21 protein-coding genes and 2 pseudogenes are annotated in these 24,202 nt (G+C 60.3%); 13 read left to right on the top strand and 10 right to left on the bottom strand.

Going from position 1 to position 24,202, the window contains the following annotated elements; all coding sequences use genetic code 11:
* Window positions 1-37 precede the first annotated feature (37 nt).
* Together metG and E9229_RS17970 are read left to right on the top strand one after the other, a co-directional pair.
* Window positions 38-1,597 carry a methionine--tRNA ligase gene (gene metG / locus E9229_RS17975; protein WP_183513031.1) on the top strand — a complete coding sequence of 520 codons (1,560 nt, stop codon included), beginning with the start codon at window positions 38-40 and terminating at the stop codon, window positions 1,595-1,597.
* Window positions 1,598-1,991: 394 nt separating this feature from the next.
* Window positions 1,992-2,618, top strand: a complete 627-nt coding sequence (locus E9229_RS17970) for an SPOR domain-containing protein (RefSeq protein ID WP_183513030.1) — start codon at window positions 1,992-1,994, stop codon at window positions 2,616-2,618.
* Window positions 2,619-2,747: 129 nt separating this feature from the next.
* Here the strand turns inward: E9229_RS17970 and E9229_RS17965 are convergent, their stop codons facing one another.
* From E9229_RS17965 to E9229_RS17955, 3 genes are read right to left on the bottom strand one after another with little or no spacing between them, the layout of a single operon-like run.
* Window positions 2,748-4,742, bottom strand: a complete 1,995-nt coding sequence (locus E9229_RS17965) for an ABC transporter permease (protein WP_183513029.1) — start codon at window positions 4,740-4,742, stop codon at window positions 2,748-2,750.
* Window positions 4,743-4,759: 17 nt separating this feature from the next.
* Complete coding sequence (locus E9229_RS17960) at window positions 4,760-5,263, bottom strand: hypothetical protein (protein ID WP_183513028.1); 504 nt, start codon at window positions 5,261-5,263, stop codon at window positions 4,760-4,762.
* Window positions 5,264-5,268: 5 nt separating this feature from the next.
* Window positions 5,269-6,021, bottom strand: a complete 753-nt coding sequence (locus E9229_RS17955; RefSeq protein WP_183513027.1) for an ABC transporter ATP-binding protein — start codon at window positions 6,019-6,021, stop codon at window positions 5,269-5,271.
* 115 nt (window positions 6,022-6,136) lie between these two features.
* On the opposite strand from E9229_RS17955, the gene E9229_RS17950 reads away from it, so the two are divergent.
* Complete coding sequence (locus E9229_RS17950; RefSeq protein WP_183513026.1) at window positions 6,137-6,424, top strand: hypothetical protein; 288 nt, start codon at window positions 6,137-6,139, stop codon at window positions 6,422-6,424.
* 9 nt (window positions 6,425-6,433) lie between these two features.
* Window positions 6,434-7,585: an LCP family protein gene (locus tag E9229_RS17945; protein ID WP_183513024.1), complete on the top strand. Its 1,152-nt coding sequence runs from the start codon at window positions 6,434-6,436 to the stop codon at window positions 7,583-7,585.
* A gap of 10 nt (window positions 7,586-7,595) precedes the next feature.
* Here the strand turns inward: E9229_RS17945 and E9229_RS17940 are convergent, their stop codons facing one another.
* Together E9229_RS17940 and E9229_RS17935 are read right to left on the bottom strand one after the other, a co-directional pair.
* Window positions 7,596-8,285, bottom strand: a complete 690-nt coding sequence (locus tag E9229_RS17940; protein WP_183513022.1) for a response regulator — start codon at window positions 8,283-8,285, stop codon at window positions 7,596-7,598.
* A 5-nt stretch (window positions 8,286-8,290) separates the two neighbouring features.
* A complete protein-coding gene (locus E9229_RS17935) occupies window positions 8,291-9,487 on the bottom strand; it encodes a sensor histidine kinase (RefSeq protein WP_183513021.1) in 1,197 nt (398 codons plus the stop codon).
* A gap of 221 nt (window positions 9,488-9,708) precedes the next feature.
* Here E9229_RS17935 and E9229_RS17930 point away from each other — a divergent pair, with 221 nt between their 5' ends.
* Window positions 9,709-10,758: an XcbB/CpsF family capsular polysaccharide biosynthesis protein gene (locus E9229_RS17930; RefSeq protein WP_183513020.1), complete on the top strand. Its 1,050-nt coding sequence runs from the start codon at window positions 9,709-9,711 to the stop codon at window positions 10,756-10,758.
* A 91-nt stretch (window positions 10,759-10,849) separates the two neighbouring features.
* Here the strand turns inward: E9229_RS17930 and E9229_RS19095 are convergent, their stop codons facing one another.
* The 3 genes from E9229_RS19095 to E9229_RS20135 are packed head-to-tail and all read right to left on the bottom strand — an operon-like array spanning window position 10,850 to window position 11,794.
* On the bottom strand, window positions 10,850-11,167 hold the full coding sequence (locus E9229_RS19095; RefSeq protein WP_246380851.1) for a transposase: 318 nt from the start codon (window positions 11,165-11,167) through the stop codon (window positions 10,850-10,852).
* Window positions 11,101-11,586 carry a hypothetical protein gene (locus E9229_RS19580; RefSeq protein WP_246380850.1) on the bottom strand — a complete coding sequence of 162 codons (486 nt, stop codon included), beginning with the start codon at window positions 11,584-11,586 and terminating at the stop codon, window positions 11,101-11,103. The genes E9229_RS19095 and E9229_RS19580 overlap by 67 nt, the downstream gene beginning before the upstream one ends.
* Window positions 11,498-11,794, bottom strand: coding sequence for a helix-turn-helix domain-containing protein (locus E9229_RS20135; protein WP_407671394.1), 297 nt, complete (start codon window positions 11,792-11,794; stop codon window positions 11,498-11,500). The genes E9229_RS19580 and E9229_RS20135 overlap by 89 nt, the downstream gene beginning before the upstream one ends.
* 682 nt (window positions 11,795-12,476) lie before the next feature.
* Here E9229_RS20135 and E9229_RS17915 point away from each other — a divergent pair.
* From E9229_RS17915 to E9229_RS17905, 3 genes are all read left to right on the top strand, one after another.
* Complete coding sequence (locus E9229_RS17915) at window positions 12,477-15,167, top strand: glycosyltransferase (RefSeq protein ID WP_183513019.1); 2,691 nt, start codon at window positions 12,477-12,479, stop codon at window positions 15,165-15,167.
* A gap of 203 nt (window positions 15,168-15,370) precedes the next feature.
* Window positions 15,371-15,661 (top strand): transposase, encoded by a 291-nt coding sequence (locus tag E9229_RS17910; protein ID WP_183513017.1) that lies wholly within the window; start codon window positions 15,371-15,373, stop codon window positions 15,659-15,661.
* 277 nt (window positions 15,662-15,938) lie between these two features.
* Window positions 15,939-17,027, top strand: coding sequence for an XcbB/CpsF family capsular polysaccharide biosynthesis protein (locus tag E9229_RS17905; RefSeq protein ID WP_183513016.1), 1,089 nt, complete (start codon window positions 15,939-15,941; stop codon window positions 17,025-17,027).
* A 248-nt stretch (window positions 17,028-17,275) separates the two neighbouring features.
* Here the strand turns inward: E9229_RS17905 and E9229_RS17900 are convergent, their stop codons facing one another.
* Window positions 17,276-18,511 (bottom strand): IS110 family RNA-guided transposase, encoded by a 1,236-nt coding sequence (locus E9229_RS17900; protein ID WP_183513152.1) that lies wholly within the window; start codon window positions 18,509-18,511, stop codon window positions 17,276-17,278.
* Between the two features lie 174 nt (window positions 18,512-18,685).
* On the opposite strand from E9229_RS17900, the pseudogene E9229_RS17895 reads away from it, so the two are divergent.
* The 4 genes and pseudogenes from E9229_RS17895 to E9229_RS17880 all read left to right on the top strand — a co-directional run.
* A pseudogene (locus tag E9229_RS17895) lies at window positions 18,686-19,315 on the top strand (helix-turn-helix domain-containing protein); the annotation flags it as partial.
* 138 nt (window positions 19,316-19,453) lie between these two features.
* Window positions 19,454-20,311, top strand: coding sequence for an ISAs1 family transposase (locus E9229_RS17890; protein WP_183513013.1), 858 nt, complete (start codon window positions 19,454-19,456; stop codon window positions 20,309-20,311).
* 138 nt (window positions 20,312-20,449) lie between these two features.
* The gene (istA, locus tag E9229_RS17885; RefSeq protein WP_183513012.1) at window positions 20,450-22,009 is read left to right on the top strand and encodes an IS21 family transposase; all 1,560 of its coding nucleotides are present in this window, start codon (window positions 20,450-20,452) and stop codon (window positions 22,007-22,009) included.
* On the top strand, window positions 22,006-22,755 hold the full coding sequence (locus E9229_RS17880; RefSeq protein ID WP_183510336.1) for an ATP-binding protein: 750 nt from the start codon (window positions 22,006-22,008) through the stop codon (window positions 22,753-22,755). The genes istA and E9229_RS17880 overlap by 4 nt, the downstream gene beginning before the upstream one ends.
* Before the next feature lie 164 nt (window positions 22,756-22,919).
* On the opposite strand, the gene E9229_RS19570 is transcribed toward E9229_RS17880, so the two are convergent.
* Entirely contained in the window at window positions 22,920-23,108 is a 189-nt protein-coding gene (locus E9229_RS19570) for a hypothetical protein (RefSeq protein WP_246380848.1), read from the bottom strand.
* 89 nt (window positions 23,109-23,197) lie between these two features.
* Here E9229_RS19570 and E9229_RS17870 point away from each other — a divergent pair.
* Window positions 23,198-23,866, top strand: a pseudogene (locus tag E9229_RS17870) (ISL3 family transposase); the annotation flags it as partial.
* Between the last annotated feature and the right edge of the window lie 336 nt (window positions 23,867-24,202).

Below are 24,202 nucleotides of genomic sequence, written 5' to 3'. Positions count from 1 at the left end.
TGGGCCGATATCCGCCGGGATACGGTAGATTCCTAGGGTGACTTCGACCCAGGACCAGACCCCGTTTTTCATCACCACAGCGATTTCGTACCCGAACGGCGTGCCGCACATCGGGCATGCCTACGAGGTCATCGCCACCGACACGATGGCCCGCTTCAAGCGCCTCGACGGGTACGACGTATTCTTCATGACCGGCACCGACGAACACGGACAGAAGATGCTGCAGACGGCCCAGGCCCAGGGCATCACCCCGCGGGAGCTCGCACAGCGCAACTCGGATGCCTTCCAGGGCATGAACGACGAGTTGGGCATCAGCTACGACCGCTTCATCCGCACCACGGATGCCGACCACTACGAGGCGGCCCAGGCCATCTGGAAGCGCATGGAAGCCGCCGGGGACATCTACCTGGACAAGTACGCCGGCTGGTATTCGGTCCGCGACGAGGCGTTCCACGCCGAGGACGACACCGAGGTGCGCGAGGACGGCGTGCGCTACTCCAAGGAAACCGACACCGAGGTGACCTGGACCGAGGAGGAGTCCTACTTCTTCAGGCTCTCGGCCTACCAGGACCGCCTGCTTGCGCTCTATAACGAGCAGCCGGACTTCGGCGCTCCGCATACCCGCTTCAACGAAGTCATCCGCTTCGTCGAGCGCGGCCTGGAAGACCTCTCGGTCTCCCGCACCACGTTCGACTGGGGAGTACCGGTCCCGGGCAACAAGGACCACGTGATGTACGTGTGGGTCGACGCGCTGACCAACTACCTCACCGGCACCGGCTTCCCCGACACCGAGTCCGAGACCTACAAGAAGTTCTGGCCGGCCGATGTGCACGTGATCGGCAAGGACATCTCCCGCTTCCATGCCATTTACTGGCCCGCGTTCCTGATGTCCGCCGGGCTCCCGTTGCCCAAGCGCGTGATGATCCACGGCTTCCTGAACAACAACGGCGTGAAGATGTCCAAGTCCCTGGGGAACGTGGTGGCTCCGGCGGATTTCGTCGCCCAGTACGGCCTGGACCAGGTCCGCTACTTCTTCCTGCGTGAGGTGCCCTTCGGCGCCGACGGTTCCTACAGCCACGAATCCATCGTGGGCCGGATGAACTCGGACCTGGCCAACAACCTGGGCAACTTGGCCCAGCGCTCGCTGTCCATGGTCGCGAAGAACCTGGAGGGCATCGTTCCGACACCCGGTGAATTCACCGACGCCGACACGGAGCTGCTCGCCGCCGCGGCGCAGCTGCTGGACCTCTCCCGCGACGCCTACTCGCGCCAGGAGTTCAACAAGTCGCTTGAAGCAATCTGGCATGTGTTGGGGGACACCAACGCCTACTTCGCCGATCAGGCCCCGTGGGTGCTGCGCAAGACCGACGTGCCGCGCATGGAAACGGTGCTGTATGTGACCCTCGAGGTGGTGCGCCGCGTGGCGCTGCTGACCCAGCCGGTCATGCCGGCCTCCTCGGCACAGCTGCTTGAGGTGCTGGGCCAGCCCGAGGGCTCGGCCCGGTCCTTCTCCGCCTTCGATACGGCGATCGTTCCCGGTACGCAGTTGCCGGCGCCGACCCCGATCTTCCCGAAGTATGAGGAACCGGCCGAGTAGCAGGACCACCGCACCACATGGGCGGCGCCCGCATTCCAACCCGTGCTCGGGGAGCGGAAGCGGGCGCCGCCTTTTTGGCCGTTGATCGCCTGCGGGCATGGGCGATTTACTGCTGTGGGAGCCCCGGATGAAAGCCGCTTCGCTGCTCTTCGCCGAGGCCTCCGTGCTGGCTGCTCATCAGGACATGGACCCGGTCCTGGATGAGCAGCCCCGGCAGGAATTTCCTTGCTGGCATCGGCAGTGGGTTGATGGGGGAAGAATGGACCGGCTGGGTGCCGGCCGGCGGTTTTCTTCCAAGGCGGGGGCGCCCGCGGCTTCGCTTGGTGTACCGCGTTTCGGGTAATCTCGGGTGCGTACGTGCCGTTGGCAACCGAACGACCTGATGGGTGGGACCTTGGAATCGAGCTATGGAAATACGGGTGGCTGGCCTGAACCGCCCCCGCCTCCTCCGCCACCGGGCGAGCGCCGGACGTCCGGGAAGCCATGGGTCTTCGTGCTGCTCGGCGTGCTGGTCGTGGGCGGTCTGGTCGTATCGCTGATGGTCCTGCTTGACCCCTTCGGTTCGAAGGACCCGGGGCCGATGGCCGTGGCGCCGATGTCCCAGGCTCCGAAGACCGTTGAGCCGGTAGCGCCCTCGACGGCGGCCCCCGAGCCGACTCCGTCGGCCGCCACGGAAACCATGGACCCGCAGGCCGAAGCTTTGAAGAAGCTGCGGAAGCTGCGCAGCGAGGAAGCCGGTGCCTTCGGATCACTCATGGACCGCTGGGGCGTCCAACTCGCTTCCGCCAAGATCGGAGCCGATGACAAGGCGTTCCTGTCCAAGTACGAATCACTGGGCAAGGAGCGCAAGGTGTTCCTGACCACGACCGAGCACTTCGATAACCGGCGCGAAACGGGTGACAAGTTCTGGGTGGTTTTTAGCGGCAAGGGCTTCGAGAGCAAGGAGCAGGCGGAAGCCTGGTGTGCCGATCAGGGGCTGGGCGAGGGCGACTTCCAGCTGCGGGAGTTGCAGGCTCCCTAGGATTTGCCCATTGCTGGGGGCCGGGACTCGCCGGGGTCCCGGCCCCCACAAGCGTCAGGCCCTCATCGCGTCCCCCGGGGAGGGAACAGCGGGGGCCTGACGCATTGCCTGTTGAGCCAGTGGCCCCCGCTATTCGGCGGCCAGCCCCTCGACGGGGGACAGGCGCGCCGCACGCCGGGCCGGTGCCACCGAGGCGATCAGCGCGGCCAGTACGCTGATCCCGATCACCGATGCCAGCTGCAGCCAGGGCAGTGAGACGATGACCCCGGAGAACTCGCCAAGTGCCGACTGGGCACCCAGCGCCCCGTAGAGCGAACCGAGGATGACGCCGAGCAGTGCGGCAACACCGCCGATGAGTACCGCCTCGAGGGCGAGCATGCCGCGTAGTTGGCCCCGGGTCAGGCCCAGGGCCCGCAGCAGCGAGTTCTCCCGGGTGCGTTCGAGCACCGAGAGGCTGAGCGTGTTGGCCACGCCGATCAGCGCGATGAACACCGCCACCGCCAGCAACCCGCTGACGATCATCAGCATCATGTCGATGACCTGCGAGAACATCTGGCGCTCCAGCACGGAGCCGCCGACCTGGTAATCCTGGACGTTCAATTCCTTGGACAGGTCCTTGGAGATCGCCTGGACCTGTGCCGACGAGGTGCCGGGAGCGACCTTGATCCACAGGAAGCTTCCATCCATCGCTGCCTGAGCCTCAGCGCTCGGATCGGCCGCAGGCAGCGTTGCCGCCGTCTCGGTGCTCATCACCGGGGCCACAGAGGTCGCCTCGCTGAGGATCATCTTGAGGTCGGTGACCTGCTTGTTGCCCTGCACATAGACCTTCATGGTGGTACCGGGGTTACCCTGGGCCGCCAGGACCTCGCCCGGGCCGGGGATCCTGGATACGTCGTTGAGCACCGAGCGCAGATCCGCGGCATCCGTGGCGTAGACCGTCTGTCCGCCGCCGCTCAGGGCCACCGGGTTGAGTACGGCGACGTCCTGGACGCCCTCGATGGAACGTGCCTTGCCGGCATCGGCCTGCGTGAACGGGTTCTGGGGGTCGTAGTCGGTGACCGTCAGGTCAACCAGATAGTTCTCGGCCAAGGTGCCGTTCAACGAGACCTTGGCCGTCTGTGCGCCGACCATCATCATCGAAACCAGCGTGACGCCGATCAGCAGGGCGGTGGCCGTGGCGGTGGTACGCCCCGGATTGCGCACGGCGTTCAGCGAGGCCAGCCGTGCCGGGACACCGGTTCCCCGGAACAGGGCACCGACGGCCGAGACGGACTTGGGCAGGAAGAGCGAGGCGAGCAGCAGCACGCCGGGGAAGGACAGCAACCCGCCACCGAAGGCAATGACCAGGTTGTTGGTGAATGCTCCCATGGCCAGCAACCCGCCGCCGAGAAGCAACAGCACGAAACCGAGGATGATCCGCACGAGCCCGGCCTTGTTCTTCAAGGTGGCGTCGTCGGCCGGGCGCAGTGCGGCCAGCGGAGCGACGCCCATCGCGTGGCGGGCCGGCACCCAGGCGGCAATGAGCGTCATCAGCGTGCCGGCACCGATACCGACGATCACCGACATCGGCGAGACCGACAAGACCGCGAAGGAGGCACCGTCGACGTTTGCGGCAAGGATGCCGATGAGGGCGGCCATCACGCCGGTCGCCAGCAGGACGCCCAGGGTGGAGGCCAACAGGCCGATGACCAGTGCTTCGAGGAGCACCGAGCGGCGAATCTGCGCCCGCACGGCACCCAGGGTGCGCAGCAGTGCCAGTTCACGGGTGCGCTGGGCAATGAGCACGGAGAAGGTGTTCATGACCACCAACCCGGTGACCACGAACGCGACCAGGGCGAACACGAGCAGGACCATCGTGAGCTCGTCCTCGCCACCGGACATCGAGGCGACATCGGCGATGATGCGTTCATCGGCGGTGAGCACCTCGGTGGGGGAGATGCCGGTGGCCTTCAGCGCGGCACCGACACCGTCCTTGATCGCGATGGGGTCTGTCCCGTCGGTGCGGATCAGCACGCCCGAGTAGCTCGGTGCCCCGCCGGCCAGGCGTTCGAACAGCGAGTGGTTGGTGGTCAGCAGCATGGCCGCGCCCATCGAGGGGTCGTTGCTGGGTTTGCTCAGCCCCACCACCGAGGCATTGAAGTTCAGCTCCTTGCCCTCGGGGGTCTGGGTTTGCAGGACGACGAAGTCGCCGAGTGAAATGCCGAACTCCTTCGCAAGTTCGAATCCACGGCGATCTGGTCCCCGGCGGTGGGCAGCACCCCGGCATCGAGCTTGACCGTGCGCAGCGACGGGTCGGCGGCGTATTCGACGACGCCGGCGTTGTAGACGTCGTTGCCGGCCTTGACCCGGACCGCGGATTGGGACAATCCGTGGACGGCAGCAACTCCGGGTACGGCGGCAACGGCTTTGAGCGCCTTGTCGCCGATGGCTTCGATGCCCTCTTCCCCGGCGATGTTCCAGTCCGGTGTGGCGACCAGGTCCGCCGTTTCGTAGGCCTCGCCGATGCTGCGTTGCAACGAGGCGGTGGTGCTGGAATTGACCATGAGCGTGGCCGCCAGGAAGGCGGTACCGATCATCACGGCCAGCGACACGGCGATGAAGCGCCGTGAATGTGTTTTCAGGTTTGCCAGTGCGAGCTGGAGCATGGCGCCTAGGCCCCCAGGCCCGAGAGTGCCGCGGTGACCGACTCGACCGTCGGGTTATCCAGCGTGCCCACGATCTGCCCGTCCTTCATCAGCAGCACCTGATCGGCGTAGCTGGCCGCCACCGGGTCGTGGGTGACCATGATGATGGTCTGGCCCATTTCGCGGGTGGAGCTGCGCAGCAGCGAGAGCACCTCGGCACCCGAACGTGAATCCAGGTTGCCGGTGGGCTCGTCGCCGAAGACCACCTCGGGGCGGGTCAACAGGGCGCGGGCAACCGCCACGCGCTGCTGCTGCCCGCCGGAGAGTTCGTGCGGCTTATGGGTCAGGCGGTCGCCCAGGCCCAGTGTGGACACGACGGTCGCCATCCACGCCGGATCGTGCTTGCGTCCGGCAAGCTGCAGCGGCAGCAAGATGTTCGCCTTGGCGCTCAGCGTGGGGACCAGGTTGAACGCCTGGAAGACGAAGCCGATCGAATCGCGGCGCAGCCGGGTCAGCTGGTCGTCGTTCAGCGTGGAAATGTCGCGGTCCCCGATGCTGATTGAACCGGAGGTGGCGGTATCGAGCCCGGCCAGGCAGTGCATGAGTGTTGACTTGCCCGAGCCCGAGGGGCCCATGATGGCCGTGAAGCGGGCACGGGCGAAAGCCACATCGACGCCGCGCAGGGCCTCGACGCGTGTTCCGCCCTCGCCGTAGACCTTGGTGAGCCCGATCGCCGAGACGGCGGCCGAGGTTGAAGTGTGTTCGCGAGTAATCGTCATGATTCAACCGTATTGCGCCCGTGTATGCCGGGGCAGCAACTCTAGGTGGAGATTCACGGCTGTACCTCTCATACCGGGGTATGAGTGCAGGGGTGCGCGGTGCTACGCTCCGGGCATGGAGGCGCTGGCATGGATCCTCGGAACACCGGCAGTGGTCCTGCTCGTGCTCTGGGCCGCATCGCGGGCCCGCTTCACCGGCAATCACTCGGGTGGCGGGCTGGACGGCGCCTTCGGGGTCATGGACCAGCTCTACCAGCCGGCAGCCCTGGAGGCGCGGATCGCACTGGAGGAACGAAAGCGCCAGATCATCGAGGCGGCCAGCGGCCAGGACAAGGATCCGGTACCCGCGCACGAAGATAACAATGTGGAACCTGAAGGTGATCCGGACCCTCCCGGATGTTAGCGTGCCCTCATGCCCCGATCACGATACCTGTTCCCCGCCCTGACGCTCAGTCTCGCCCTGGCGGCCACCGGCTGTTCCAAGCCGGCCCCCGAACCGACGCCACTGCCGCCCAGCACCAGCGCACCGGCTCCCAGCCGGCCGGCCGTCGATGTCTCGACCCTTGATGCACCGCTCGCCGTCCTGGCCACGGCCATCTACACCGGGAAGGCGCCGCGGGCCACCGAACCGGTGAAAGCCGCGCTCGCCGATACCACCGTTCCCACCTCCCCGGTGAAGGTCACCGCCGGCACCGGAACGTGGAACGGGGAGAAGATCGCCGTGCTGGTCTCCGGCAAGGACGCCACCCTCGCCGTGGAGCGCGGTGGAAGCTGGAAGGCCGTCGGCGGCTGGTGGCCGGGGCTCGGGGTTCCGGACACCGTGCTGGGCCCGAGCCGGCACGTGGTGCTGCTGGGGTCTGATGCGCGCGAGGCGACCGGGGAGAAGGTCGATGCTTCCAGGGCCGATGCCATCCAGGTCATCGGCGTCGACGGGAAGGGCGGCGGCGGGATCATGGGCGTGCCGCGGGACATCTGGACCGATGTCGGCGGCGGGCAGATGGCGAAGATCAACGCGGCACTGGCCCTGCACGGCCCCGAAGCCCAGCAGCAGGCGGTCGCCGCCACCACCGGGCTGGACATCGAGGGCTACGTACTGACCGGTTTCACCGGATTCCAGGACATCATCAACGAGCTCGGCGGCATCACCGTCGATGCGACGATGCCGGTGCGCAAGGTCCCCCAGGGCGTGGTCAAGGTCGATGGCTACGACGCGTTCTGGTTCTCCCGCGAGCGCAAGACGCTGCCCAACGGCGACTTCGACCGCTCGTTCAACCAGGGTACGGTGCTGGCCGGGATCGGCGCCAAGGCCATGCTCGAGGGGCCGGCCGGACTGCCGGTCATTTTGGGGGTTGCGGACAAGCACGTGCAGACGAACCTGGATGCCGAGGCGGCGCTGACCCTGGCGGCCTGGGCCCTGCGGATCGACCCGAAGAAGGTGGGGCACCAGGTGGCACCGGCCGACTACGGAACCAGCGCCGACGGGCAGTCCATCCTGGTGCCCAACCAGCTCACCCGGGCATTGTTCGAGGATTTCGCCGACGGGAACATCACCCCGGCGAAGTAGCGTACCGAGGCTACGGGGTGACGACGCCGGTCTCGTAGGCGATGACTACTGCCTGGACCCTGTCCCGGGCGTTCAGCTTGGACAGGATGTGTCCGACGTGGGTCTTCACCGTCGCCTCGGAGAGGAAGAGCCCGGCGGCGATCTCCGGGTTGGAGCGGCCCAGGGCTATCAGCTCGAAGACCTCGGACTCCCGGGCCGTCAGGGACGCCACGGCGTCGGCGTGGGTGGTGTTGGTGGCTGCGGCGCGGCGCAGCATCGGGGCCACGTGGTCCAGGAGCCGCCGGGTGGTCGAGGGCGCGATGACTGCATCGCCGCGGTGCACCGTCCGGATCGATTCGAGCAGTTCCTCCGGCGGGGCGTCCTTGAGCAGGAACCCCGAGGCCCCGGCCTGGATCGCCGAGAGCGCGTACTCGTCCAGGTCGAAGGTGGTCAGCACGATGACCTTGGGGCCGTTTTCACGGGCCGTGGAACCGGCGAGCAGGGCCTGGGTCGTGGCGATGCCATCGAGCACGGGCATGCGCACGTCCATCAGCACGACGTCCGCCCCGGCCAGTGCGGGGGAGGCCAGCGCCTCGCGCCCGTTGGAGGCCTCGGCGATGACCTCGAGGTCCGCCTGCGAATTGATCAGCATCCTGAATCCGCTGCGCACCAGCAGCTGGTCATCCACCAGTGCGACGCGGATGGGTGTGGGTTCTGCCATGGTTCTCAGTCCTCGGTATAGGGGATGGCGACGTGGACGCGGAATCCGCCGGCCTCGGCGGGCCCGGCCTCGACGAACCCGTCATAGAGCCCGACGCGTTCGATCATGCCGTTCAGGCCCTGGCCGGAATCGGCCGGGTCGCCTAAAGCCCCGGCCCCGCGCCCGTCGTCGGTGATCAGCAGTTCCAGCCCGCGTCCGGTCCAGGCCAGCGCCACGCCGGCAGCAGCCGCCGGTCCGCCGTGCTTGATCACGTTGGTCAGTGATTCCTGCACGGCCCGGTAGGCGGTGAGCTCGGCGCCCGCCGGAAGCGAGCGGCGCGGGGAACCCGTGGCGGTGTAGTCGATGGCCAGCCCCGCCTTGCGGGAGGCCTCGATGAGGTCCGGCACATCGCCCAACGAGGGCAGCGGCCGGGTTGATGCCACCTCGTCCCCGCGCAGCACGCCCAGCAGCCGGCGCATTTCGCGCAGCGATCCGCGCCCTGTCGCGGAGATGGTGGCGAGGGTCTCGCGGGCGATCCCCGGGTCGTGCTCGCTGGCGTAGCGGGCACCGTCAGCCTGGGTGATGATCACCGAGAGCGAGTGGGCAACGATGTCGTGCATCTCGCGGGCAATGTGGCTGCGTTCATCGGCGGCAGCGAGGTCCCGTTCCTGCTGGCGTTCGACCTCCAGGCGCCGGGCGCGGTCCTCGAGCGTCTGCATGGCCAGCCGCCTGGTGCGGGCCAGGTCCCCGAACGTCCAGGCGACCAGCACGATCAGTGCCAGTCCGGCGAAACTGATGAGCAATTCGGTGGCCCACCCGCCGCCGCCGCTGAAAGCCGCCGTGGCGAGGATCGCACCGATGAACCCGGTGATGAGGCCGGCAAAGGACTGCCAGCGCTTGCCGTAGACGGCGAGCGAATAGATGACGATCGGTACCGAGACCTGTGAAAACAGGTACTCGTGCAGGTCGATCACCTGGATCAGGTGCGCTGCGGTGATGATCGCGGCAGCCGTGGCGGGTCGGCTGCGGCGCCACGCCAGCGGCAGGATCTGCAGGATCGTGACGGGCACGGCCAGCAGGGTTGCCGAGGACCCGTTCACCGTCGTGCCGCCCATCGACAGGGTAGCGGGTAGGGCGATGGCCAGAAGCCCGAGTGCCAGCAGCAGGTCGATGGTCTTGGGGTGTTCGCGGATCCATCGATCCAGCGTGCGGTGCGGGGTCATCCGCGGTTTCCGCGTGTCGTGCAGCGTGCCATGGTTACCAGCCTACGGCGTTGGATCCACGGGGTCCTCATGCCAGGGGTGGAGTTCGAACGTTGGCATGAGACATCCGATTTTTGATATTCTCACAGGGCAGATGCCGTTTGTGGGGTCGTTGGATGAGATCACCCATCATTTGCCCTGCTGCCCGCTGCTAGAAGATGACTTTATGGTGATTACTGAACATGTATGCGTTTGAACTGTCAACCTCCACTGGAAATGCGGAGCAGTTAGCTGCACTAGATTCCCTCGAGATGCTTCCCGAAACCATTTCTTGTCGTCACGAAAAGTACGACCACGCGTGGACATCGCTCATCCATGTTGCAAAGAAGAATCCGGCTGCCAGGGAACTGCTCGTTGAATTGTCGTGCAGGGGATACTCGATCTTTGGCGCGCCAGCTAAGGGAACCCGACTGGTCCACGAATCCTCTCTGGGCATGTACTGGCCGGAGCTCAAAGACGGTCGCTACTCGGTTGCCGAAGGGGGAGTGGTCTATTCCCTGACCGAGCCTCGTCGAGGTGGAACGCCCCACGCATTACTCGTAGTGTTTAGTGCGGTTAATCCAGTGCCCTTCACCCAGTCGTTGAACCGGCACTTTACGCAGAACTGGCCGGGGCTGGAAAAGTCGATCGTCGATCATGCCGCCGTTCTGCGCGTATCAGATTTAGGTGGGATCGTTGGCAGTTTTTATCTGCCAACCGTGTTCAAAGAAGAAAACATTTCCTTGGTGCAAAATCTGATAACCAAGATACGTCAGCAACTAGGTCTGGGCCGTGAGGATGTTGTCCTTTATGGGGCATCCAAGGGTGGAACCGGAGCATTGTTGCATGCACTTCACGGGCGCTATTCCTGTGTCTCGGTCGATCCCATCGTGACGAACGATCGGCGAGAAACGCCACGCAAGGATTCCTATTTTATTAACACACGAATTTTCCCTAAAACCCGTGATGAAATTTTCAAGGAAGCCGTCAAATCCTTCGTTGACGGAAACGATGAGAAGCCATCTTGTGTCTTTAGCGTCATCACGTCTACCAACAGCGCCGAATACCTGAGCGTTGCTGCATTGGTTGGCTCCGAGCTGGGTGATTTTGCCAACCTCTTCGTCTCTGACAACCCCAGAATCAAGTCCCACGCAGACGTGGCACCCAAAACAGCGGCCCTTGCCATGGGACTCATGAATCTGACTCTCGCAAAGGTTCCGGTAGGACCTGGGGAGACAGTTCTGATTCCGTAGCTGGCGAGCCCCGGGGAATCCCTCGTGAGCAGTCGGACAATTGCCACTGTGAGGGAAACTGAGCATCACGATAGCGATTGAAGGCATATAACTAGTACCGCGTCAGGCAACCTTTGCCCGCTTGATCAGTGAGGCGCGGCGGATGACCTTGCGCAGTTTCGGGTCGGTGGTGTGGTGATTGCGCCAAATGATGAAGCGGCGGATCATGCTGGCTTGGGCCTTGGGCCTTGTGGCTGGGATGGTCCGTGCCGTCCAAGGCGAAATAGCGCAGCGCGGTGAACTGGGGTTCGATCTGGTTCAGCCACGAGCTGTAATACGGGATGTAGGCCAGTTCGACGTTGTTCACCGCGGCCCAGTCCCCGACCCGGGTGTCCACCTTGGTGGAGCGGTGCGGGGAGTAGTTGTCCATGATGATCGCGGTCCGCTGGGCCGCGGGTGCAGGGTGCGCAGGTAGCGGGCGAAGACCAGGAACTCGGTCCGGCGCTTGCGGGTCTTGACGTGCCCGTAGAGCCTGTTGGTGGACAGGTCGTAGCCGGCCAGCAGGTGCCGCACCCCGTTCGGTCGCTGGTAGGTCGCCCGCCGTCGGCGGCGGCGCGGGTTGGCTGGGTCCCCGGGGCCGGTGGCTTTCGGGGCCCACTGGTGTCCCGGGTGGGGTTGGAGGTTCAACGGTCCGAATTCGTCGTAGCAGATGACCACGTCCGGGTCGTCTTTCCCGGGCTCGGCCTTGCCGTCGGCGATCTCATAGAGGTGCAGGACACGGGCCTTCTTCGCTTCGTAGTCCGGGTCGGTGCTGCCCTTCCAGGTTTTGATGGATGGGAAAGGAGACATTTTGTTGGCGCAACAGCATGCGCAGTTCCTCATGGGAAATGTCCTCCACCACCTCCTTCTCCACCAGGTAGTCGGCCAGTTTGGACAGGCTCCAGGTGGAGAACGGCAGGTCGTGGTCCCCGGGGCGGTCCAGGGCGATCCTTTTGATCTGTTCGCGTTGGGCGTCGGTGAACTTCGCCGGGCGTCCTCCGGCGTAGTGGGGATGCAGGGAATCGAAGCCGTCGTCGTTGAAATGGTGCAGGACGTCGCGGACCGGCGTCGGGGCTGGTGAAGGCGACCTCGGCGAGGCTGGCCACGTCCATGCCCCGGGCCGAGAGCAGCACCCTCTGGGCCCGGCGCCAGGTCACCACCGGGCCGGACCCGCCGCGCCGCACGATCTGCAGCAGCAGGGCCTCTTCGTGGTCCTCGATGTCTCGAACCGTCACACGCTGTGTCATCGCAGCCTCCTGGGAAGGGCGGAAACCCGCACCACCAGCGTGCGCTGAAAACACCGTGCCCGCAACGGGAACCGGCCCCGGCCCCGGCCATCAGACTAGGAAAGCAAACATTGCAAGCCGCGGTACTAGCTTAGCGATGGCCGCGGAGAAGCTGATAATCACCCTTGAATGACTGACTAAAACGAGTAAATCGCATCTCACCTCTATCCGCTGACAACGTTGCTGAATGAGGATCCGCTGACAACGTTGCTGAATGAGGATCATCGATATGCTAGCTCATCAAATAGGATAAAATGAGAAAAAGTGCGCTCCGGCTAATGCCGTTGCCTGCGCCAAGTATTGTCATCGAGGATTATTCAGGGCCATTTGGCCTCGCAGCCGAAGTGATTACGGCACGTCCTTTTGTGGTCTTCCTCCGGAGTGATGGCTATGAGCGAAAGTTGAATGTCAAGAGTGAAAGCAATCGATCTTGCCCGGAAGAGCGTCCGGTCCATTGAACGACGGGCAAAACGACTGAAGCGGTTTCGACGCCAGCAGTTAATGGCATTGACCGAAACTATGCCCATCAGGAAGGACTTGGTTTTCTATGAGGCATATTCAGGAAACGGCATGCTCTGCCACCCTGAGGCGATTTTCCAGCAACTCCTAAAGGAGCCGGATATGGCTCACCTGGAACACGTTTGGGTCCTCAAAGATTTCGATCGATATGCTTCCACCATTGAGATCTATCGGGATAATCCCAAGGTCAAGTTCGTCAAATATCTCTCAATTGAGTACTACCGAGCATTGCGAACAGCCAAGTATCTCGTCAACAATGTTTCCTTTCCTCAGCAGTTTTCAAAGCGCGATGGCCAGATCTACCTAGAAACGTGGCATGGCGTCCCGCTGAAGAAAATGGGATATGACGTTGCTGGCAAGGCATCTGACGCTAAAAATATCGTCAGGAACTTTTTCGCCGCTGACTTCCTGTTGTCTGCTGGTGAACGTATGACCGAGCAGATGTATTTGGGTGCCTTCAAGCTGAATAACATCTTCAAGGGTGCCATCATAGAAGAGGGCAACCCCCGCATTGATCGCCAGTTTTTGGGGGCTAGTGGTGCCGCCGAACTTAAAACGTGGTTCGAACGGCTAGGCCTCGGCTGGGACGATCGCGAGGTCATTCTTTATGCACCAACGTGGAAGGGTGCCTCGTACGCAAAACCAGATACCGATGCGACTGCGTTGCAAGCTGTCGTCGAATACCTCTCGTCTAAGGTCGATTCCAAGAAATACCGGGTCCTGCTCAAGGCGCACCAAGTCGTCTCGGATCGTATAGCGCGCATACCGGCGATGAAGGATTTCCTGGTCCCCAATGAGGTGCCGACCAATCTTGTGTTGGGTGCGACTTCCTTACTGGTAACCGACTATTCCAGCATCTTCTACGACTTCCTGGCGACCGGGAAGCCCGTGGCATTTTATGTACCGGACCTTGAAACCTATCGGACCTATCGCGACGTTTATACGGAACCCGAAGACCACCCAGGTGAGCTCGCCCGTTCACTGAGCGAACTCTGGACCGTGATTTCTGAAAGCCTAGAATCCAGAATGATGGCTGAAGGTGTTCGTGCGCGCTACGACAGGGATACGGAGAATCACTGCAGACGCGATGACGGCGCAGCAAGCAGCCGAATCATAGACATCGTCTTCCGTGGAATTGAAGAGGGTTATCAGGTAAAGCGTGACTTTACCGATGGTCGTGAATCGGTTCTTATCTACGTAGGAGGGATGGCTTCCAACGGGATCACTACTTCTGCGCTAAACCTTCTCGACAACATCGACTATGAACGCTTCGACGTGTCGGTCCTATTCCCGCACTCTCGTGACGCAGACAAGGTGCGCAATACCCGATCCATTAACTCGAATGCCCGGATCTTGGTAAGGGATGGAACATTTAACGGAGGTCATTTTGCGAACCGTGGAAGGCTAATGGGACAAGCCCAAGGATGGGACGGACGACGTAAGCACGAACCGAAAGTTGAGGCCATCTGGAAAGATGAGTGGAATCGCTGTTTCGGTGATGCAGAATTCGATTACATCGCAGACTTCTGTGGCTACTCCCCATTCTGGGATTACCTCTTCTTGCAAGGCAAAGCCAAAAGGCATTCGGTTTGGCTGCACAACGACCTGGCGGCTGACGCTGATCGCGAGGTCGAAGGGCAGAAAACCCTCAAGTCTGGTCTCCGAGCAGTATTCACCACCTATGAAAAATTTGGCGCACTCGTTTCCGTTTCGGCTCCGTTGAGCGAGATCAACCGCGAATCTCTGGCCGAATACGTTTCAAAGGACAAATTCGTGTCCTGCCGTAACTCCATCAACGTGGAGAAGATTAATCTCTTGGCCAAGGGTGACCTGGATACCCCAGAAGAAAGTCTAATCATTGAAAATGGCGAGATTCAAATTGGCAAGAGTTCATCGGTGGTTGATGCCGTCGACAGACTGTCGAAACTATTTTCTTTGGCGAGTATTCGACGAGAAATCGGCCGTCGACAGCACCTGAATAAGTTTTTCGACACCACATCAGAAGTCAAGACTTTTGTTGCAGTTGGCCGGTTATCCCCAGAAAAGAATCATGAGCGGCTTGTACAGGCCTTTGAACTGGTTCAAGAGACGCACCCCGACACTCGTCTGGTGATTATCGGCAACGGACCGTTGCGTGGAGACCTAGATGCGTTGATTTCGAGCCTGGGTCTGGACCATGTTGTGACAATGGCTGGTCAGCAGGAGAACCCGTACCTCATCATGGCGAATTCAGATTGTTTCGTCATGTCCAGCGATTACGAGGGACAGCCCATGGTGATTTTGGAGGCCCTCACGTTAGGACTTCCTGTGGTGACTACGGCGTTCGGTTCAGTCCGTGCGGCGTTGCCAGAGGGCGAAGGGCTCGTAGTGGAACAAACTGTTTCGGCGCTGGCTAACGGAATGCGCAGCTTCTTGAACGGCGAAGTCACAAGCAACCACTTCGATGCCAGCGAATACAACCGAGCTGTCATGAACGAGTTCTATGCTGCGATTGGTTCTGAGTACCGGGTCTCGGAACCGGCGGATCATGCAATTGGTATGAAATCATTTATCAGGGCAGAAGACGTTGCTGTTGTGCAAAATTAGTTTGAATTGATGAACGACGACCACGCTAATTCGGCTATGGGGTTCTTGAACTTTGAGCGTGGCGCTGGTGTTCAGCACGGCCGGAGGCCCGCCGTGGACAACAATATACGAAGCCGATAGTTCCGGTGATTCCGATAGCCCCAGGGCTCCTACCAACTGAGCCCGTATGGTGGTTTGAGACAGGGTTTAGGAGAATTAGTTCCATGTCGAATCTCTGTAAATTTACCGAGGAGTTCAAAGCAGGGGCCGTTGAACTCGTCATTTCCTCGGGACGTTCCACCAACGACGTGGCTACCGACGTAGGTGTCAAAGAAGGCACGTTGGGTAACTGGGTGAGGGCCTGGAAGGCCGAACACCCGGATGCCGGCGCCGATGAAGCAGGTCCGGTCGAATGGGCCAAGGACAAGGCCCTGCAGGCGGAGAACGCCGCGTTGAAACGGGAGAACGAATTTTTGGGAAAAGCCAGCGCCTTCTTTGCCGCGAAGCACCTGTAGAAGATTTCTATGCGTTCATCGAGCAACAGAAGGCGTTCTTCCCCATCACCTGGATGTGCCAGAGACTCGGCATTTCCAGGGCCTCATATTACCGGTGGTCGAACCCCACCGGCCACCCGACCGTGCCCTGGGGGGAGGACCCGGGCTGCTACCCGACAATTCTGAGACCGCCGTTCTCCAAAAGCTTTGAAGGTGACGAGGGATTGTGCCACCATTGATTCTTGATGTAAACGCATATCCAGCGGATACCCTTGGTCAATTCATGGATGATATTTCCATGAAGACTAACGAGACGGAAAGAAATTTCATGAATTCTAATCCATCAGTTTTGCATGTGGAAGCGTCTGAAGGTGCCGGCGCATTGGATGCTATCGATGCCTCGAACGGGGCCACCTCCTTCATCCATGTTCAGCACAGAGAAGGTAGCTCTGAGCGAGTAAACCTTACTCAAGTGGCACGGCACAATCCAGACCGGCGTGATCTACTTGTTGGCCTAGCCGCACGAGGTTTTTATGGGTATGTTACAGACGACTACATAACGCGCTATGTCCACGAACGCCGACTTAATGCCCTATGGAACCCACTTAAGTCTGGGGAGTATTCTATGAGCGCAGAAGGGGTTGTTTATAGCTATACCGCTCCTACTGTCGATCTAGGAAATACAAAGCTGCTTGTTATTTTTTCAGCAATGAACGCCCCTATTTATTCATCTAGTTTAATGAGATATTTTGCCCAAAACTTTTCGACTGCTCAAAAATACATAACCCCTGAGACTGCAATTCTTCGAATTTCTGACGTCGGGGGTGTGGTAGGAAATTTCTATATGAACACTTCCTATCACCTGAACAATGTTGAAAATATTCAAAAACTTATTAAAAAAATAAGCATAAGTAAAAACATAATGAGTTTAAATATTGTTTTATATGGAACATCCAAAGGGGGGACGGCCGCACTCTATCACGGTTTAATTGGTGATTATAAGTCTATTTCCGTAGATCCTGTAGTTTCGGATCATCACTACGTAGAGCTTTGGTCGGATTCACATTTTACAGTAAATAGTATTTTTATAGAAACAAAAGAATCACTATTCAGAAGAACTGTCTCCGAATATTTGGAAAACTGTAAAAATATTGAACCTGAAGTTCGAAATGTTGTGATTTGTTCTAAGCGATCTCCGCAATATAAATATATTGAACAAATATTAATTGATCCATTGATTTCTAGACTATCTTTTTTCAATGTGGATCATCCTGGAATTTTAGATCATCCAGATGTTGGACCAAAATCACTGCCCATTACCACTATGATTATCAATTCTTTGCTCTATGGAATTGATATAAAATCAGGACTGACCACCGTTGTATGAGATTAGAGTGCCGGAGCGTCAGTGCGTTTGCAGAGTCGGGTCGCGGCCACCAGTCGAGAATGTGTGACGAATCAGGCGTCAACTTTATGGGGCTCTTGGACTTTTAGACCCTAGTACGTGAATACTGAAGTGTGCATGCCCAACGTTCCACGGCTTGATCCCGCACCAAATAGACCCAGCCGCTCGTAGACGCCCTGCTGGGAGGCAATGTGCGATATGAAGGTGGAGGCCTTAGTGCTGCTCGTTGTTCATGCAGCCGGGCTGATTTGGACGTCAAAGCCGAGGCGTTCCAGCTCATTGACTGCCCTGAGCCGTGCACGGTCCTTATTACGTTCGTCGTAGTAGTCCGCGCCCAACTCCTTGAAGACCTCACCATGGGCGAGCATATGCCAGACGGCAATGATGATGCTGTGTTCAATGGCGACCAGGGCTCTGTTTCCGCCGCGGCGCGGATAAAGCCGCCGGTACCTAGCGGCAAGGAATGAATCCTTGTGCTTGATGGCCGCCAGCGCAGCTGTGCCCAAGGCCGCTCTGAGATAGACGTTGCCTCCACGGGTATGCGAGGACCTTTGACGTCCGGCCGACTCATTCTGCCCAGGGCAGACGCCGGCCCAGGACGCCAGATGCGCGGCATCGGCAAACACCGTCATGTCAACGCCGATTTCCGCAATGGCCACCTGGGCGGTGTTCGCACTGATCCCCGGAATCGTGATCAGGGCCTGGCAGGCCGCATCAAACGGTTCCATCGCTTCGTCAATCTGGCCATTGAGGGTGTTGATCTGCCCGGAAAGCAGATCGATGTGTTGCAGGTGCAGTTTCACCATGAACGCATGGTGCTCGGTGAAGCGTCCTTCGAGTGCTTCGATGAGTTCCGGAATTTTCCGGCGCATGGAACGCAACGAGAGGTCGGCCAAGACCAGCGGATCTCGTTCACCGCCGACCAGAGCCTCCAACATCGCGCGTGAGGAAACGCTGGTCAGGTTCGACGCGACGCTGGAGAGCTTGATCCCGGATGATTCCAGGAACTTCTCCAACCGCTGATATACCCTGGTTCGATCATGGACCAGTGCCGAACGGGCTCGAGTCAGGTCGCGTAGGTGCCGTATCGGTTCGGGCGGGATGAAGGACGCTGCCAAGAGGTTGTGGGCGGCCAGATCAGCTAGCCAGGTGGCATCGTTGACGTCACTCTTACGGCCCGGGATATTGCGGGCCTGTTTGGCATTGACCAACATGACGGGCAGGTGTTCTTCTTCCATCAAGAAATAGAACGGTTTCCAATAATCGCTGGTGGCTTCCATGACGATCACGGTGACACCTTCGGTTTTCAAATGGCTGATCAGTTCACGAATTTGTGCCGTGGTAGCTCCAAAGGTCTTGACCTGCGTTCGGTAGGTTCCTTTCCGGCTGCCGGGTTTCCTTACCGCGACTTTGGCGTCGCGTTTGGAGATATCGATTCCCGCAGCACGCTTATGCACGATATCCATTGTTCCCATCTCCTTATCCTTCACGCAGTTTTCAGCTGGACGCTGGTGGTGCTGGAGGGACAAGGAGTTAAACGGGCTCTCGGACTTTTAGCGTGGTGTCCCAAATATAGATAGGGCTCGTAGCCCTACGATTATGGGTGTTGTCGAGACATTCATAACCGAGGACTACGAGCTGTGATCAAGGATACCGGCGCTGTTGATGCCGCGTCGATTTTGTTCAATCTCGATGACTACCGGGTGCTGTCCGTGGAGGCCTCTTCCACGGCCGGGCGCACCGTTGTCGTCGAGCCCATTTCCACCGAGGCCGGGTGCCCTTCCTGCGGGGTTCTTTCCTCGCGCATCCAGGCCAGACCTGTGCACCGGGTCAAGGACGTCGCGTGCGGAGGGAAGGACCTGCAGGTCTGGGTGCGCAAGCGCCGACTGGCCTGTCTGGAGGACGCCTGCAAGCGGCGCTCCTTTGTGCAGTGCACCGAGCAGCTGCCCCTACGCTCCCGTCTGACCACGCGCCTGGTCGGGGAGATCGTGGACGCCGGTATGAACGAGCTGCGGGCAGTGACCGGGATCGCCCGTGCCACCGGTGTCTCCTGGCCCACGGTGATGCGCAAACTGACCGCGACGGAGAAGACCGTCGGGGACGTGGACGGGAGACACGTGCGCTGGCTGGGGGTGGACGAGCATCGGTTTCGTAAGGTCCGCTACGTGCTGGGAACCACGGGCAAGGTGATGCGGGTCGAGCCGTGGTCGATTGTGTTCACGGATCTGGAAACGGGCACGATCCTGGACGTTGTCGATGGCCGGCGCGGACCCACGGGCAATGCAAAGTCGTCGGTAGCCGTCCCTGAATGATTTTCCGACACGGGCCGCCGGTGCTTTTAAAGACGAAACGCTCCTGTTACACATGGTGATTGTCTAGATCGTCATGCAACACACAGGAGCGCTTCCTTGCCATCTTCCCCCATCAATATCCTCCATGGCCAACTGGAAGAGATCCCCGAGACACTGCGCCCCCTGGTGACACCGGAAACCGTCTTCGCAGCACTGGCATCCTTCCCGGATCCCCGCAAGCCCCGCGGCATCCGCCACCCGCTGGCCTGGATCATGGCCGCCACCTTGTGTGCGGTGCTCACCGGCGCGAAAACCTTTGCCGCGATTGCCGACTGGGCCGCGCACGCGGCCGAAACATCCCTGCCCGGAACCGGGTTCAAAGCCCCGCACGTGACCACGTTCCAACGCGTGCTGGCCCGGGTGGATGCCGACGCGTTTGACCGGGTCCTGGGAATGTGGATGCAAACCCAGGTGGAAGCCCCGGTCATTGCCATCGATGGGAAGGAAGTCCGCGGAGCCAAGAACGGTGGCGGGGACCGCGTGCACCTCATGGCGGCCCTGGACCACGAGAGCCGGACCGTCCTGGGGCAGGTCGAGGTCGGCATTAAGACCCATGAGATCACCCAGCTCGACTCCCTGCTGAAGACCCTGGGACCGTTGAAAGGCAAGGTGATTACCGTTGATGCCCTGCATACGTTGGGGCGCCATGCGGTGTTCCTGCACAAGCGAGGCGCCCATTTCGTGATGACCGTGAAGGGAAACCAGCCCAAGCTGCTCAAACATCTGGCGGCCCTGCCCTGGGACGCGGTTCCCGTGGGCAACGACCAGCGCGATACCGGGCACGGACGCCGGAGCATTCGGCGGATCAAGGTCGCCAGCATCCCGACCGGGGTGCGGTTTCCACATGTGGAGCAGGTGGCCCAATTGACCAGGAAAACCCGGAAACAAGGCGAAACTGAGTATTTGACTCTTTGAGAGCCACCAATATTGCCGTTCAGAGCCACCCCGCCAAAAGACGAATATTCTCTTTCAGAGCCACCCATAGTGCGCTTGAGAGCCATCAAATAAGCTCCTCCCACCATGTGACAGAACATGGTAGAAGGAGCAAGACCAATGGTACGAAAAATCAATGCGAAGCTGATACTCCAGCTTCGTGCCGAGGGAATGTCCGGGCGCAATATTGCCACCACGCAAAGCATCTCCAGGAACAGCGTTTCCAACGTCCTTGATGCTGCATCAAACGCCGGAATCAGCTGGACGGATATCCAAGACAAAACAGAGAATGCTGTTTATGCTTTGGTGTTCCCCGGTCGCGGGGACCACCAAAGCGTTTTCGCCCAGCCAGACTGGGGCGTTGTCCATAAGCAACTGGCGAAAGTCGGAGTGACGCTCAAGCTCCTGCACGGCGAATACGTTGACGAAGAATCCGTCAAAGGCCAGGCCACCATGGGCTACGACAGGTTCTGCAAGACATATCACCGCTACGTCCTGGAACACAGCGCAACGTCCAGGGTCGAGCACAAGGCCGGGATGAGCGTCGAGGTCGACTGGTCCGGTCCAACCATGACCTTGCATGATCCAAACACCGGCACGAAGCAGACGGTCTATCTGTTTGTGGCGTGCCTGCCCTTTAGCCGGCTGGGCTTTGTCGAGGCCTGTCTGGATATGAAGCAAGCCAGTTGGCTGCGTGCCCACGTTTCCATGTTTGAGGCCTTGGGTGGTTCTGTTCCACGCATCATCCCGGACAACCTCAAAACCGGGGTCATCAAACATCCTGCCGAGGGCGAGATCGTGCTCAATGATTCTTACCGGCATCTGGCTGGCCACTATGTGGCAGCAGTGTTGCCTGGCCGTGTCCGGAAGCCAAAAGATAAATCTAGTGTAGAAAATACGGTGGGCCACGTGGCGACCTGGATCATTGCCGGACTGCGCGATACCCAGTTCACCTCGTTGCCTCAGCTTCGTACGGCGATCCGTGAACGGGTCCAGGCGTATAACGATGAGCCATTCCAGAAGCGGGCGGGCTCCCGGTTGAGCGTTTTTCGGGAAGAAGAGCAGCCGTTGCTTCGCCCCTTGCCGGCGGTGCCGTATGAAATCAGCGAGTGGGTCTATCGGCGTAAGGTCGCGAAGAACAGCTACGTGACGTGGAAGCGGAACTTCTACTCGGTTCCGCTGGTCAATGTCGGGGCAAGCGTTGACCTGCGCATCACGGAAACAATGCTTGAGGTCTACCGGAACCAGGAGCGGCTGACCAGCCATCAGTTACTTCCCGCCTCCGCGATCAATCAGTATCGCACCAATGATTCGGATATCCCGGCCGAACAGCAGTGGAAGCAGTGGGAACCGAAAAGGGTCAGGGGCTGGGCGAGTCGCATCGGACCAAACGCGGTGGAAGTCGTGGATCGGATCTTCGCGTCGGTTCCGCTCGCTGAGCAGGGCCTGAACGCAGCACTGGCGGTGTTGAGGCTGTCGAAGAGGTTCGGCCCGGAACGGCTGGAAGCGGCGTGCCTCCTGGCGCTGCAGAGCCAGGTACGTTCGCCGCGGTATGCGCATATCCGGCCGATCTTGGACACCGGTCAAGACCGGGCCAATACCTGGAATGATTCCCTTCCAGAGCCTGAACCGGGCGGATACGTGCGCGGCAGCGATTACTATTCTGGCGGTGCCCGATGACCTCGATGGATACGGAAACCAAAAGGAAATTGCGGGAAATGTCCGCCGGCGCCTTGCTCGAGGCCGTGGAGTCCCAGGACGAGGTCCTCAGCATGGGGCTGACGTTTGAGGAGCGTTTGCGGCTAGCCGTGGACCATGCGTACGCGTCCTTCACCCATTCGAAGGTCAGCGGTCTGATCAGGCGTGCTGGGTTGCGTTACCCCAACGCCGATCTGAGGCAGGTGGATCTGTTGGAGGAACGTGGGCTGAACAGGATGACACTTACTGAGCTGTCGAGCTGCGCCTTCGTTGACCAGTTCCACAATGTCGTCTTTCAGGGATTCACCGGATCGGGGAAGTCGTACCTGGGCTGCGCCCTGGCGAAGCAGGCATGTTTGAAGCTGATCCGCACGCATTACGTGCGCATGCCGGATCTGGAAGAGGAATGGCGGCAAGCCGAAGACAAACCCCTGGGGCAGAACAAGTTCCTGAAAAAGTATGGGTCCTTCAGCATGCTGGTCGTCGATGAGTGGTTGTTGGATCCTCCGAAGGGAGCGTTCTTGCGGATGTTGTTGGAGTTGATGGAGCGTCGGTACGGATCGACGGCAACGGTGTTCTGCACCCAGTACAAGCAGTCGGACTGGCATGCCAGGCTCGGGTCCGGGGTTCACGCGGACGCGATCATGGATCGGATCGTTCACAACACGATCTGGGTCGAGACCGGTAGCTACAACATGAGGGAGAAGACCGCGCTGGGGATGAGCTAAGAGATGTTGCTGAGAGCCGGTGGCTCCCGTCCGGGGAGGTACCGGCTCTCAACGGCAATATTGCTGGCTCTGAACGGCGATATCCGGTGGCTCCCAAACCTACGAATATTCAGCGAAACCACCTGGTCCACCGAAACCGTTTACCTGATCACCTCGGTGCCGGTTCACCGGGGAAGCCCGCGGCAGCTGAATACCTGGGTGCGCGGGCATTGGGCCATCGAGAATTCGTTGCATTGGACCCGGGACGTGACGTATTTGGAGGACAAATCGCAGGTGCGTACCGGGGCTGCGCCCCGGGTCATGGCCTCGATGCGTAGCCTGGCGATCGGTTTGCTGCGTTTGGAGGGGTCCACGAACATTGCCCGGGGGAACCGGTTGATGTCCTTTGACCCGCTTCGGCCGCTGAAAACCATTGGATTTACGGGCTTCTCAACGACTATGCATTAGCCGTGGGCGCGGACCCACCGTGCTCTCCTGGATCGCGAAACGGCCCCGAGCCTGGAGGGACCGGGTGAGGATCGTGGCGATGGACATGTCAGCCGAGTTCCGCAAGGCGGTGTGCGAGGCGCTGCCTGAAGCGGAGATCACGGTGGACCATTTCCACGTTGTTGCCTTGAGTAATCGGATGGTCACCGCGGTGCGTTTGCGCCGTTCCCACGAGACGGTAGGCCGCCGCGGACGGATGACCGAACCGTCATACAAGTACCGGAAGCTGCTGACCTGCAACGTGGAGAACATGAGCTCCAGACAGCAGGTGCGGTTGGAGGAAATCATCGCCGCCGATATTGAGCTCGGTGTCGTGTATGCGGTGAAGGAGAAGGTCCGCGAGCTGCTAAAAACCACCGATTTGGAGGCGTTCGGAACGGCTTGGGAGGCGCTGGAAGCCGGCGTGCAGGCGACCACGATGCCGGAGGCAAAATCGCTGCTGCGGACCCTGAAGTCGTGGAAGGCGGAGCTTCAGGTGTTCTGCGTGACCCGGTTGACCAATGCCCGTAGTGAGGCGGCGAACCTGACAGCGAAGAACATGAAACGGATCGGTCGGGGCTACCGGAATCACCGGAACTATCGGCTTCGTATACTGTTGTCCACGGCGGGCCTCCGGCCGTGCTGAACACCCGCACCACGTCCAAAGTTCAAGAGCCGAATATCAGGAGTGTTGCATGATCAGCACTGCAGCTGACTTTGCATTAATTATGTTGGATCCGGGCCGACCTGACAGATATCGGGCTCAGAGAAACCACGGGTTTCCGCGGTTTCTCTGAGCTGGAACTTGGGTACCTCAGGAGTCCTGAAGATGGCATGCGAACGGCTTCTGTTTGGTTCTGAGTCTTGACAACTAAGAATCAAGCAGAGGCCGTTCGTCTTTAACAAGTCGTGTCCATATCTTAAGACGACCTGGTCAGGTCATGGTTTCAGCGACTACGCAACAGCCCTGACTTCGCACCAA

It is taken from the genome of Paeniglutamicibacter cryotolerans, from assembly GCF_014190875.1.
Taxonomy (GTDB): domain Bacteria; phylum Actinomycetota; class Actinomycetes; order Actinomycetales; family Micrococcaceae; genus Paeniglutamicibacter; species Paeniglutamicibacter cryotolerans.
This window is presented reverse-complemented; position numbering and strand designations above follow the sequence as displayed.

Bases quoted from the DNA above. Each gene is read 5' to 3' on its own strand.
- istA (WP_183513012.1), top strand. From the start codon at position 20,450: ATGGTACGAAAAATCAATGCGAAGCTGATACTCCAGCTTCGTGCCGAG.
- E9229_RS17930 (WP_183513020.1), top strand. From the start codon at position 9,709: ATGTATGCGTTTGAACTGTCAACCTCCACTGGAAATGCGGAGCAGTTA.
- E9229_RS19580 (WP_246380850.1), bottom strand. From the start codon at position 11,586: ATGTCTCCTTTCCCATCCATCAAAACCTGGAAGGGCAGCACCGACCCG.
- E9229_RS17950 (WP_183513026.1), top strand. From the start codon at position 6,137: ATGGAGGCGCTGGCATGGATCCTCGGAACACCGGCAGTGGTCCTGCTC.
- E9229_RS17880 (WP_183510336.1), top strand. From the start codon at position 22,006: ATGACCTCGATGGATACGGAAACCAAAAGGAAATTGCGGGAAATGTCC.
- E9229_RS17935 (WP_183513021.1), bottom strand. From the start codon at position 9,487: ATGACCCCGCACCGCACGCTGGATCGATGGATCCGCGAACACCCCAAG.
- E9229_RS17960 (WP_183513028.1), bottom strand. From the start codon at position 5,263: ATGCTCCAGCTCGCACTGGCAAACCTGAAAACACATTCACGGCGCTTC.
- E9229_RS17905 (WP_183513016.1), top strand. From the start codon at position 15,939: ATGAAGACTAACGAGACGGAAAGAAATTTCATGAATTCTAATCCATCA.
- E9229_RS17945 (WP_183513024.1), top strand. From the start codon at position 6,434: ATGCCCCGATCACGATACCTGTTCCCCGCCCTGACGCTCAGTCTCGCC.
- E9229_RS19095 (WP_246380851.1), bottom strand. From the start codon at position 11,167: ATGGACAACTACTCCCCGCACCGCTCCACCAAGGTGGACACCCGGGTC.
- E9229_RS17955 (WP_183513027.1), bottom strand. From the start codon at position 6,021: ATGACGATTACTCGCGAACACACTTCAACCTCGGCCGCCGTCTCGGCG.
- E9229_RS17910 (WP_183513017.1), top strand. From the start codon at position 15,371: ATGTCGAATCTCTGTAAATTTACCGAGGAGTTCAAAGCAGGGGCCGTT.
- E9229_RS17940 (WP_183513022.1), bottom strand. From the start codon at position 8,285: ATGGCAGAACCCACACCCATCCGCGTCGCACTGGTGGATGACCAGCTG.
- E9229_RS17900 (WP_183513152.1), bottom strand. From the start codon at position 18,511: ATGGATATCGTGCATAAGCGTGCTGCGGGAATCGATATCTCCAAACGC.